We start from the raw sequence: 11690 nt of genomic DNA on the forward strand, positions 1-11690 counted from the left end.
TATACTTATTAAAATATTACAGAAAATTTATTCAATTCGATATAAGTAGCTTGTAACGGTTTTACAAAACGCAATTATTCCATCACTAATTTCCGTAGTGTCAATATAAGAAAAAGAAATTCTTACATGTCGAGATTTTGTTTTATTTACAAAACAAAAAGAACCTGGTAGAAAAGAGATACCTTTTTCCAACGAATCTTCAAGTAACGCTATTGCATCCGCTCCTTTAGGTAATACTAGCCAAAAGTTGAGTCCACCCATTGGTTCTGTAAATTGTACACTATTAGGTAAATGTTTTTGCAGCAGAAAAAGAATTTGATTACGTCTTACTTCGAGTGCTGTTCTTAATTTAATTAAATGATCACTCATTCTGTTAGTATTTAAGAAAGAACATACTGCTTTTTGTGTCAAAATTGGACTTCCCAAATCTGTTAATGTTTTTGAAGCTAATAAGTGTGGATAGATAGTGTCATTTGCAATAATCACGCCAATTCTACAACCAGGAGATAAATACTTACTGAAACCTTTCAAATAAATAACAGAACCTTCTTGATCTAATGATTTAATTGTTGGTGGAGGAATCATATCATCAAAGTAAATATCATTCCATGAATCGTCTTCTATAATGAGAAAATGGTGCTCTCTAGCTAAACTTAACAACTGCTTTCGTCTTGCTAAGCTCAACGTTACTCCAGTTGGATTATGAAATGTCGGTATAGTATAAACAAGTTTAGGTTTATATTTTGAACAGAGAGTTGCCAATTTATTTATTTGTAGTCCATGATTATCCATTGGTACTGTTATAATTTTAGCTCCTCTATTCGAAAATACTTCTAAAGCATGAAAATAGGTGGATTCCTCTGTTATCACAATATCATCAGGTCCAATAAACGCTTTTGAAACTATATCAATCCCCTGTTGAACACCATTCGTAATAATCATGTTTGATATAGGAACGTCAAATTTTCCATTTATAGCGATATAATTCCTGATACTTTCTCTGATATCAACTTCTCCTTGAGCTAAGCTATAATTTGATATTATCTTTGGTGTCGTCAGTAATATTTGATTAACCTTCTTAACAAGATAGCCCGAAGGAAGTAACTTTGGATTAATAATAGCTTCAGAAAAATTAAAACGAACATCCTTACTATTGGTGCGTGTGTAATGCGTAATATCAACATAACTTTTCAAAGATAGTTGCCAACTAGACGGATTAAACGAACTCTCTCTGTTATAATTTCTATCAATGTCTGGTTTAATTTTAACAAAAGCTCCTTTACCATGAATTAAATTAATTAGTCCGCTATTTTCAAGTTTTTTGTATGCTTTACTTACAGTAACATGACTTATATTATATTTTTGTGAAAAAACTCTAATAGAAGGTAGTTGTGTGCCCTCTTTTAAAATCCCTTGTTGAATATTATTATTAATTTGGTTGAAAATTTGATTAATAAGCGTGATGTCGATATGACGATTAATTTGAATATCCACTCTCATTCCCCTTACTGTTATAGTATTAAAAGACACTGTTATACTCATTATCATATAAAATGAAGATAGTGTAAACAAATTAAATTTTTAAAGGAGAGTGTTTTAACATGGGTATGCTAAAAAAAGATAAGGACATTATAAATGAGATTCTTTATAGTACAACGGAATATGCGAATGAATTCTTTTCAACTCTAAATGAGAGGCCTGCTTCCATTAAGCCTTACCCACTTCCTACTGAAAATCTACCTGAAATAGGAATTGGCACAAAGGAAGCTTTAAAGTTATTTTCTAGAAATTACGCAAATGGCCTTAGCGGAAGCAATGGCTCAAGATATTTAGGTTTTGTTACTGGTGGTGCAACACCAGCAGCTATTGCCGGAGACTGGCTAGTTAGCATTTTTGACCAAAATGTATCGACTAACGAATCTTCCATTGCAAGTTCAATCGAAGAAAAGACAATTGATATGTTAAAAGATTTATTTAACCTTGATAAAGAGTATAGTGGTGCATTTGTGAGCGGAGCTACTATGTCAAACTTTGTTGGGCTTGCTCAAGCAAGGCAATGGTCTGCTCAATTTTCAGGAATTAATGTTACATTAGATGGTCTGTTTGGTGCGCCACCAATCAAGATTATTAGCGGGACTCCTCACTCAAGCATCTATAAGGCTTGCTCAATGTTGGGAGTAGGAAAAAATTCGATCATAACAATTCCTTGTAAAAAAGAAAGAGAATCGATTGATATTGAATATTTAGAAGAAGTGCTCATTAAGCAGAATGACTCCCCTTGTATAGTCGTTGCTAATGCTGGAACTGTAAATACTGGGGACTTTGATGATTTAAAAGCAATTGCACAATTAAAAAGCAAATATAACTTTTGGCTACATGTTGATGCTGCGTTTGGTGGATTTGCTTCTTGTTCTCCAAAATATAGCTCATTAATGACTGGAATAAATAGTGCTGACTCCATAACAATTGATGCGCACAAATGGCTAAATGTTCCTTATGATTCAGCTTTACAATTTACTAAGCATAGAACTATTCAATTAGAAGTCTTTGAGAATAATGCTGCATATCTATCGAATTCTAATGACGTCCTAGATTATTGCAACCTTACACCAGAAAACTCTAGAAGATTTCGTGCTTTGCCTACGTGGTTCACTTTAAAAGCGTATGGAAAAAAGGAATATCAACAGATAGTTGAACGGAATATTGATCTTGCGAAACAATTAGGTGCTAAAATTGAGAAAAGTAATCACTTAAAGCTATTGTCTCAAGTACATTTAAATATTGTGTGTTTTACTTTGGAATCAGATAAAATAACCTCTGATGAAGTATTAAACTTTATGGAAAGAGTGAACAGTAACGGACAAGTCTTTATGACTCAAACTAACTATAATGGTATTACTGCCATACGAGCAGCTTTCAGTAATTGGAATACCAATGAAGAGGATCTAGAAATTATTTGGAAATCACTAGTAGAGGAATTAAAGTGAGAAGCAGATACCTAACTACAAATGTACAGAAAAACACCATTTTATGGACACTTTACTAACCCTATAAACATGCTATTTAATAGCATTGATTTTGAAACATAAAAAAGCACGGTTATCCATTGCGACAGAATCGATGACCGTTGCTTTCGGATATTCCTTAGCGTTTGGATATTGGCTTTTGCTCTCCCTACCCCCTGTTGCTTTATTTGTTATTGCTAACGCCCACACTGTGTAGTCCCTTTGGATGTGTGATGTTAAAGCTTGAAGAGCCTGAGACAAAGAGGCTCTGATCCATAAACATACGTATTAAAAATTTAAATTCAGATTTTTGAATTAATTATATATTTTTTACATAAAATCATTTACAAATTGCTAGGTCTGTTGACCACGCGCTCAGCTACAAAGAAAAATGGAGCTTTGCAAATTTAACCTCCATTTTATTAGAAAGGCAAGGTGCACCTGTTATCGTGGATTATGTGCTTAGCCAATGTTGAAAAGTAGATTCCATTTGAAGGAAAATACTTACGTGAAGGCTTATCCTTGGTTACAATAGGAAAAGAGCTAACTTTCTTGCACTCTGGAATTGAATGACGGAACGTTTGCAAATAAGTATCATATCAATATTTTGGACTTAGAAAACGATGATGACACGCAAAGTATAGCTCCCGCTGTTTATAAGCATCAAGAAACCATGCTCCTTCGCGCGTTATTTGTCTTTGTAAAAAATAATTTGATTTAAACTATTCCAAGTAAGAATCTCACCAACAAAACGCTGATTTCCCCAACTAAGGATTATAAATTGCCCTACCGCTTGTTTTTAACTACGCTAAGCTTCGGTGGGGTATACTAACAGCGAGTAGCACTATGCTAATGCTGGTATGAGTCTCTGACTATGTAATATGAAGTCAATCTATATGAATAGCAACCAAAAGTATAATTATTCACTTTCTTGTCACGACTTCAATGGAAAAATGTTTCGAATATACAACTTGGATAACAAACTGCTTGATATAATGTTAGTATCAGCTCATTCAAATGGAAAGGAGGAGAAATATTGCGTAACGAGAAACGTTTTAAAGAAACTTGGCGTAAGGTATCCATTGCCTTTTTGATAGGTGGCACAATCGCTTCATCTCTCACTACCACATGGGACGCACAAATAGTATCAGCCACAACCGATACCCAACAACAAACATTGCAAGAATCCCCAGCAGTTATCGCTTTAGAAAATGGTGACTTTGAACAGCCTCAATTCAGTACAACTTCTAAGATATTCAATCAGTCAAGTGTTCCTGGATGGATGACAACAGCAAGTGATGGAAAAATTGAACTGCAGAGGAGTATTGATGGAGTTACAGCTTTTTCTGGATCTCAGTATGCGGAATTAAATGCATATGAAGTCGCAGCTCTGTATCAAGATATACCAACGACCCCTGGGGTAAATGTTCGGTGGCAAGCATATCATAGCGGTAGGCGAGGAGTGGATACAGCATCTGTAGCATTTGGCGCTCCTGGAGAAACAATGGTACAACAAGCAGAAATGGTAGATGACAACACTGGCTGGGGCCTTTACAAAGGTGTATATACGATTCCTGAAGGGCAAACGACCACACGCTTCCAATTCCAGTCCGTTTCATCAGCTGGTGACAATCCTGCTGTTGGAAATTTATTAGACAATATTCAATTTGCTACACAATCCATATTACAGGTAGATGGTACTTTTTCTGCGACTAATATGAAAGTACGGAATACACAAAACTACCAACTACAAGTTAAAAACATTGGTGGTATGCCAACAGCGAACAGTACCATTACTATCAAAGTTCCTCCTGAATTAGATTATACGCCTGGAACATTATCTTCGAGCGATACCTCGATTACAAATGAGCAATACAACGCCTCAATCGGTGAACTCTCCTTTAATATCTCTACATTAAAAAAAGATGTATCCGCAAGTATTCAAATTCCACTAACAGCTGCCAATACAACAAGCATGACACCCCCCATTACAAGCGCTACCTACAATGATGAAAACTTCAATGAAGAAGTATACACTGCGAATGCAACCGACAGTTCGGTGACTATTTTAGATAATCAATTACCAGTCATAACGGGAGAATCCGAAAGTATCATTCAACCTGATAGCACTTTTGATGTGATGAGTACTATTCAGGCAACAGATGCAGAAGATGGAGATATTACATCAGATGTGAAAGTAACAGGAGAAGTAGATACAAGTACGTCAGGCCTCTATGAACTAACTTATGATGTAACAGACTCCGATGGCAACACATCTACTTTTAAGCGTTCTATTATTGTGAGAGAAACCAGTCATCAGCGCTACTACAAAAGAAACCATTCAAAAAGGTGATGCCTTTGATCCACTAGCAGGTGTACGAGCAACAGACAAAGAAGATGGTGATATAACCAGTCAAATAACGGTTGATGGCTCTGTAAACATAAATCAACCCGGTGATTATGAATTGATATATACAGTGACAGATAGCGATGAAAATACAACAACATTAACACGTACAATTACAGTGCATGACAATACTATTTTTACGTTTAATCAGGCACCTGAAGACTTAGTTTTCCAGACAACCGCAATCGGTAGCAGTGAAGTGGATATCCTACGTCAAAATCCGGATTGGCATTTACAAATCAAAGATACTCGCAATAATAGTGAAAAATGGAATGTGACAGCGACAGTAAATGGTCCTTTTGTGGATGTTAATAACCCTAACAATAAAAAATTACATGACGCATTGACGTTTACAAAAGACGGCGTGGAAACACGTTTAATGGACAACCAAGCCTTTGTTATTGGAGAAGGAGTATCAAATCAAAATGAACTCACGAACATTCAATACGCAGCTAGCGAGGGAATTCACATGAAAATAAATCCTACTGGTGTCAAAGCTGATAGTACTTATCAAACGAGTATCACATGGACATTAAATGATACACCGTAAAGCTTTATAGTAGCGATACTTTTCATGAAAGGATGTGAAGGTAAGAGCATTTATAATTCACCTCATCAATCAAGCCATGGTAAATTAAATAATAGTGCTACCTGGAATAATATCAGCGCACTTTAAGGAGAGTTTTATTTTGAATTTAAATACAAAAACAATGATGGTAACAGTAGCAATAACCACCGTTTTCGCCGCATCTCTTATCGCCCCAAATACGACTATTGCAAATGCTGCAGAAGTTGGCTCACTCAATTCCACAGGTTCCGTCACTTTTAAAGCACAAGACAGCTCTGATGGTAATGACCCCGTGAATCCCTTAGACCCAGATACGCCAGTTGATCCAGACTCAACTGATCCAGGTACAAATGGTCCATTAAGCCTTGATTATGTATCATCTTTTGATTTTGGTACACAGACTATTTCTGGGGAAACGAAAACATATACTGCAAAACTAGATAAAATGTCAGTTGGTGGTTCGCAGATTGATGTACCTAATAACGTTCAGGTAACAGATAATCGAGGCAGTAATACCGGTTGGCAATTGACTGTATCGGAAAATGGCCAGTTAACAGATGAATCCAGTCGTAACCTTGATGGTGCAGAAATAAAAATAGCTAAGGCTACAGCTATAACAAAAAGCGATTCTGATATTACAGCGCCAACCGTAGCGACTTCTATTGCATTAAATCCTGATGGAACAGCCTCCATGGTAATGAACGCAGAAGCTGACCAAGGTATGGGGCATTGGATAGATAATTTCGGCGCAGATAGCACGGAAGCATCGGATGCCGTTACATTGAGCGTACCGGGTAAAAGTGCAAAATATGCCGATTCAGCATATACAACAACATTAACTTGGACATTATCAGATACACCATCTTAATAACTATAAATCATACTCAAAATAGAAAAACTAAGTAAGCCACACCTCTAAATAGCGTAAACCTGCTATACATCCAGATCGGATATTCCTCTTGGAGCTACATGAATCATTTTTAGTGATATGAACGGTTTTTAATTGATCCAAATACCCCAATACGAATTAAATCACAGAATTTAATTCGTATTGGGGTATTTGTATTTGAATATGCAACCTGACACAACCTAAATCGCGGTGGACTTGAAACGCTATCGTCTTTGCCAATTTGATGTTCGACAAAACATTAATCAAGTTAGCACAGAACTACAGCATGTAACTCTTTCTCCATATCGCTTTTTTGTATAAATTACCTATCTCTTATATTTTTTGCTTTTTCTTTTAGCCTCTTATTGGCTACTTTTATTCCTGTTCTCTCATCTCCCAAGCGACATACAACAACAACATCAACATCGTATAAAATGATACGCTATAAATAGTCGATTCAACAAATTTACCATTTACTGTACATTATATCAGAATACCTATCACACTACTTACAGTGGCTACTATCAAAATCCCTAATGCGGATGTTCCTCATAGCAATGATGCCATTTCTTATACAATGTTCTTCACCTCAAACAATTACTCCTGCTACATCTCGCCTTTTCTAAAAATACCTTATCCCATAGAACTAGCTCCAAATCGACGTAAGACAATCACTCTGGAACAAGGCAGTTGCGCATACTATTATTCATCATATGGTGTATCAATCTGCTTTCAACAATCCTTCAATCTTTCGGTTTATCCTAATCAATGTATCAATATCCTCATCATCAATCTCGTCCAAAGCTTTCATCATAGCCTTATAAGCAAAAGCGTTTTGCGTTGAGCGTTCGGACATCTCCTTACCTTTTTCTGTCAATTGCAAGCGCCAAGCATCTGCATTTTCTACGAATTCGGTATTCATTTTTTCAACTAATCTGGCGTGAACTAGTCCGTCCACGTTTGCCGAAATGACTTCTGTCGATGTGAATAGTTTCTTTTTTAAGTCATCTACTGTCGATTCTGGACGTCCGTACAAAATATTAAGTATCGCCATTTGCTGTAACGACAAGCCTAAACTTAGTGCATTTTGTTCCGCATGTTTCGCGGTAATTCGATTGATTGCCCAGTAAGAGCCTAACACAGCCCGCACCCGATTTACTCTGTCTTCACTCAATTCCATCTGACATCACCTCTTTCTCTTCTATTTTACGCTACTTTCTATTATACACAATGATCTTTACATAAACTTAACGAAATCCTCTTTTTTTAAATTTTTTTCTAAATCAATTGACTTACTTTTTATTAGTATGTTATTATTTGTTTGTAAGTTGTTTTGATATTAAAACATTTTGTTGAAGCGAGGTGATATCCTTGGACAATATTGATTTGAAATTGTTTACCGTTTTGCTTCGTTCGACTGGATGGATTCAAAAACTCACAGCTAAATTGGTTGAGGAACATGGTATTACCCCCAGTGAATTCGGTGTTTTAGAACAAATTTATCATCTTGGCCCGCAGCAACTCCAAACTATCGGTCAGAAAAACCTCATTTCCAATGGCAACACGACATACATGGTTACAAAGCTTGAAAAGAAACATTACTTAGTACGTACCCCAGATCCAAGCGACCGACGCATCGTGTATGCAGAACTAACAGAACAAGGTAGAGATTTTATCGGCAACCTATTTCCACAATTTGAAGCATTGATAAAAGAACAATTCAATGTGTTAGATGAGGAGGAAAAGGAAATATTAATAACGGGATTAAAAAACATCGGATTAAAGGTCGAATCCCACTGGCGGTCAAAATAAAGATGGCGCCAACAAAAAAAACTAATTGGAGGAATTTTAAAATGACAGTAGAAAAATGGAATGTAGACCCAGCACACAGTTCAATCGAGTTTCAAGTAAAACACATGATGGTATCTAAAGTGAAAGGTGCTTTCAAAGATTTTAGTGCTGATTTAACACTTGATCCAGAAGATTTAACAACAGCAAGCCTTGCATTTACAGTGGACGCAGCATCGATTGATACACGCCAAGAAGCACGCGATGGTCACTTGAAGAGCCCTGATTTCTTCGATGTAGAGAACTATCCATCCATTACTTTTAAATCGACCAACATTGTGGCAGACGGTAGTAACGAATATAAAGTGACTGGTGATTTGACAATCCGTACAGTTACAAAACCAATTACCTTCAACGTGGAATACGAAGGAACAAGCAAAGATCCAATGTCCGGCAATATGGTTGCAGGCTTTGAGGGAACTGGTAAATTCAATCGTAAAGACTTCGGATTAAACTACAATGCAGTTTTAGAAACTGGCGGCGTACTTATTGGCGATGAAGTAAAACTAAACATCCAAATCGAAGTATCCAAATAACATAAAAGGTGAAGTTAAGACGCTCAAAATAAGGGCATCCTAACTTCACCTTTTTAACTCTGCCGGATTTTCTTCCATACAAATCCGGCAGTAATAAATCCACCGACGCCAAGAATCATTTTAATCATTGCTCCTCCACTCATCACTGGGCCAAGATTTGGCAAAATCGTTAGTAAAAATACAAGTACAAAAACATACATAACCACAATCCCACTGCCGATTAGAAAATATGCGGCAACCGATTTTGCTCCTGATACGCTATAATGCTTCCACAGTATGTATCCACCAATTAATATACACACAATACAGATAAAAACCATTACAATTGTCAGTACAAATGTTCCAACATAAAGAGCACTGTCCTTATTAATCAAATGGATAATCCCCATTACAACTAAGAAAGCACTCATAGCTAATATTCCTATTAAAACAAACATTGCTGGCTTCATATTCGCCTTCTTTCCTGGCGTTAAGTTTTCTCTTTTTTCATCTATTAGTTGCTTTTTCGTCAGCATAAATACACACCTTTCCTCACTCGTCCTCTCCCTATCATATGCGAAAAAATTTTTTTCAGCAACTATCATCTTTTACTCCATAAATATGTGTTACAATGGTTCTATTATTTTGAAATAGAAAAGGTGAGGGCATGCATACAGAAAAAGAAAAACTAAAAGGGATATTAGCTGCAATCGGAGCTTATATCATCTGGGGAGTATTACCGTTATACTGGAAGATGGCTAGCGATGTTCCTGCAAGTGAAATTCTAGCTTATCGAATAATCTGGTCATTCGTGTTTATGGTCGCAATTATTGCTATTCTTGGCAAAACAAAAGAAGTCTGGACGGAAATCTTCTCCATTTTCAAACGTCCTAAATTAATTTTAGCGATTTCGGTTGCTGCGGTGCTGATTACGGCAAATTGGTTTATTTTTATTTTCACGGTCAATGATGGCCATGTTATCAGCGCGAGTCTCGGATATTACATCAATCCACTGATAAACGTTCTACTCGCAACCATATTCTTAAAAGAAAAACTAAGCCGTGGCGAAATGTTAGCCGTGCTCTCGGCCGCTATTGGTGTTCTTATTTTAGCAATTCACCAGGGTGTCTTTCCTTGGGCCGCTATTTCAATGGCAGTCACATTCGGGCTCTATGGTCTGATTAAGAAACTAGTTCCCATAAGTGCTTGGGGTGGTTTAACAATTGAAACGCTGATTATGGCACCGTTCGCGTTTATCTTCTTGCTATTTTTCGCACAAGATGCCTTTATGCACTTCGGCTTCGATACGAATCTCGTTCTTTTTGGAGCTGGCGTTGTAACCGCGATTCCATTGCTACTCTTTGCAACAAGCGCCAGAAGAATTTCTTATGTCATGCTTGGTTTCATCCAATACGTTGGGCCAACACTTATGCTCATACTAGGCGTCTTCGTATTCCATGAGGCCTTCGACAAAACGCAACTCATAGCATTCCTGTTCATTTGGGCAGCCCTGCTTATTTTCACCATTTCCAATGTAATTATCACATCCAAACTAAAAAAGGCATCCCTATCTTAATACCATACAGAGGCAAGGTCTATCAAAGACTCAACGCCTCTTTTTTATATTCCCAAACTTTATTCTTTACATTTTAAATCATAGTCGGTATACTTAAATCAGAAGTTGTAACAATTACAGTTACAACAAAGTGTTAAGGAGGCTATTTATTATGAAAATTGGTATTATTGGAGCAACCGGTCGCACAGGTTCACGCATTTTAAGGGAAGCAAAAAATCGTGGTCACGAAATAACAGCAATCGTACGTAATGCTAGCAAGCTAGATAATACGTCTGTAACTGTTATGGAAAAAGATATTTTCAGTCTTACAAAAGCAGATGTTGCAGATTTAGACATTTTGGTGGACGCTTTTAGTGCCCCAATTGAAGCATCGGATAATCACTGGAAATCAGTGGATCACCTGATTACAGAATTAAACGGCACAACAAAACCTCGTCTCATCGTTGTTGGTGGCGCAGCAAGCTCCTTTGTAGACGATAAAGGGACTCGAGTTCTAGATACACCGTCCTTCAAAGAAGCTCCTTACTATGCAACAGGAGCTGCACAAACGGTTCAACTGAATCATTTAAAAGAAGATGCAACATTTGACTGGACATTTATTAGTCCCGCAGGTTTATTCGAGCCTGGTGAACGCACAGGTACTTACGCAACAGGAAAAGATGAACTCATTGTTGATGCGAAAGGAAATAGCTATATTAGTATGGAAGACTATGCGATTGCGCTTATGGATGAAGCTGAAAATGCGAAACATATACGCGCTCGCTTTACAGTTGGGCAGCGCTAAACAAAAAAGGACAGCAAACCTGGGTTTGTCAAGAAAAGTGTGTAATTAAGAAATAGAAATGTAATGTGACACACGGTCCTTGAGAGAATCCAAAACAA

At 36.9% G+C, this 11690-nt stretch carries 11 protein-coding genes; 8 read left to right on the forward strand and 3 right to left on the reverse strand.

The annotated features are described in order from the left end of the window. Window positions 1–27 precede the first annotated feature (27 nt). The gene (locus tag R8925_RS13430) at window positions 28–1494 is read right to left on the reverse strand and encodes an aminotransferase-like domain-containing protein (RefSeq protein WP_430536308.1); all 1467 of its coding nucleotides are present in this window, start codon (window positions 1492–1494) and stop codon (window positions 28–30) included. 107 nt (window positions 1495–1601) lie between these two features. Here R8925_RS13430 and R8925_RS13435 point away from each other — a divergent pair, with 107 nt between their 5' ends. From R8925_RS13435 to R8925_RS13450, 4 genes are all read left to right on the forward strand, one after another. After that, window positions 1602–2987: a pyridoxal phosphate-dependent decarboxylase family protein gene (locus R8925_RS13435; protein ID WP_430536309.1), complete on the forward strand. Its 1386-nt coding sequence runs from the start codon at window positions 1602–1604 to the stop codon at window positions 2985–2987. Window positions 2988–4041: 1054 nt separating this feature from the next. After that, on the forward strand, window positions 4042–5358 hold the full coding sequence (locus R8925_RS13440; RefSeq protein WP_430536310.1) for an immunoglobulin-like domain-containing protein: 1317 nt from the start codon (window positions 4042–4044) through the stop codon (window positions 5356–5358). Further along, entirely contained in the window at window positions 5345–5962 is a 618-nt protein-coding gene (locus R8925_RS13445) for an immunoglobulin-like domain-containing protein (RefSeq protein ID WP_430536322.1), read from the forward strand. The genes R8925_RS13440 and R8925_RS13445 overlap by 14 nt, the downstream gene beginning before the upstream one ends. Window positions 5963–6101: 139 nt before the next feature. Continuing rightward, the gene (locus R8925_RS13450) at window positions 6102–6848 is read left to right on the forward strand and encodes a WxL domain-containing protein (RefSeq protein ID WP_430536311.1); all 747 of its coding nucleotides are present in this window, start codon (window positions 6102–6104) and stop codon (window positions 6846–6848) included. Between the two features lie 742 nt (window positions 6849–7590). On the opposite strand, the gene R8925_RS13455 is transcribed toward R8925_RS13450, so the two are convergent. Beyond that, on the reverse strand, window positions 7591–8049 hold the full coding sequence (locus R8925_RS13455; RefSeq protein WP_430536312.1) for a MarR family transcriptional regulator: 459 nt from the start codon (window positions 8047–8049) through the stop codon (window positions 7591–7593). Window positions 8050–8240: 191 nt separating this feature from the next. Between R8925_RS13455 and R8925_RS13460 the strand changes: the two genes are divergently transcribed. Both R8925_RS13460 and R8925_RS13465 read left to right on the forward strand, forming a co-directional pair. Then, on the forward strand, window positions 8241–8681 hold the full coding sequence (locus R8925_RS13460; protein ID WP_430536313.1) for a MarR family winged helix-turn-helix transcriptional regulator: 441 nt from the start codon (window positions 8241–8243) through the stop codon (window positions 8679–8681). 41 nt (window positions 8682–8722) lie between these two features. After that, window positions 8723–9253 (forward strand): YceI family protein, encoded by a 531-nt coding sequence (locus tag R8925_RS13465; protein WP_430536314.1) that lies wholly within the window; start codon window positions 8723–8725, stop codon window positions 9251–9253. A gap of 53 nt (window positions 9254–9306) precedes the next feature. On the opposite strand, the gene R8925_RS13470 is transcribed toward R8925_RS13465, so the two are convergent. After that, entirely contained in the window at window positions 9307–9768 is a 462-nt protein-coding gene (locus R8925_RS13470) for a hypothetical protein (protein WP_430536315.1), read from the reverse strand. 131 nt (window positions 9769–9899) lie between these two features. Here R8925_RS13470 and rarD point away from each other — a divergent pair, with 131 nt between their 5' ends. Beyond that, a complete protein-coding gene (rarD, locus tag R8925_RS13475) occupies window positions 9900–10808 on the forward strand; it encodes an EamA family transporter RarD (RefSeq protein ID WP_430536316.1) in 909 nt (302 codons plus the stop codon). A 151-nt stretch (window positions 10809–10959) separates the two neighbouring features. Next, complete coding sequence (locus R8925_RS13480; RefSeq protein ID WP_430536317.1) at window positions 10960–11592, forward strand: NAD(P)-dependent oxidoreductase; 633 nt, start codon at window positions 10960–10962, stop codon at window positions 11590–11592. Window positions 11593–11690: the final 98 nt, after the last annotated feature.

Origin of the sequence: Listeria rocourtiae subsp. hofi (assembly GCF_963575615.1) — a bacterium.
GTDB classification, from domain to species: domain Bacteria; phylum Bacillota; class Bacilli; order Lactobacillales; family Listeriaceae; genus Listeria_A; species Listeria_A hofi.

Coding starts and splice junctions, on each gene's coding strand:
- R8925_RS13470 (WP_430536315.1), bottom strand. CDS start 9,768: ATGCTGACGAAAAAGCAACTAATAGATGAAAAAAGAGAAAACTTAACG.
- R8925_RS13480 (WP_430536317.1), top strand. CDS start 10,960: ATGAAAATTGGTATTATTGGAGCAACCGGTCGCACAGGTTCACGCATT.
- rarD (WP_430536316.1), top strand. CDS start 9,900: ATGCATACAGAAAAAGAAAAACTAAAAGGGATATTAGCTGCAATCGGA.
- R8925_RS13435 (WP_430536309.1), top strand. CDS start 1,602: ATGGGTATGCTAAAAAAAGATAAGGACATTATAAATGAGATTCTTTAT.
- R8925_RS13465 (WP_430536314.1), top strand. CDS start 8,723: ATGACAGTAGAAAAATGGAATGTAGACCCAGCACACAGTTCAATCGAG.
- R8925_RS13455 (WP_430536312.1), bottom strand. CDS start 8,049: ATGGAATTGAGTGAAGACAGAGTAAATCGGGTGCGGGCTGTGTTAGGC.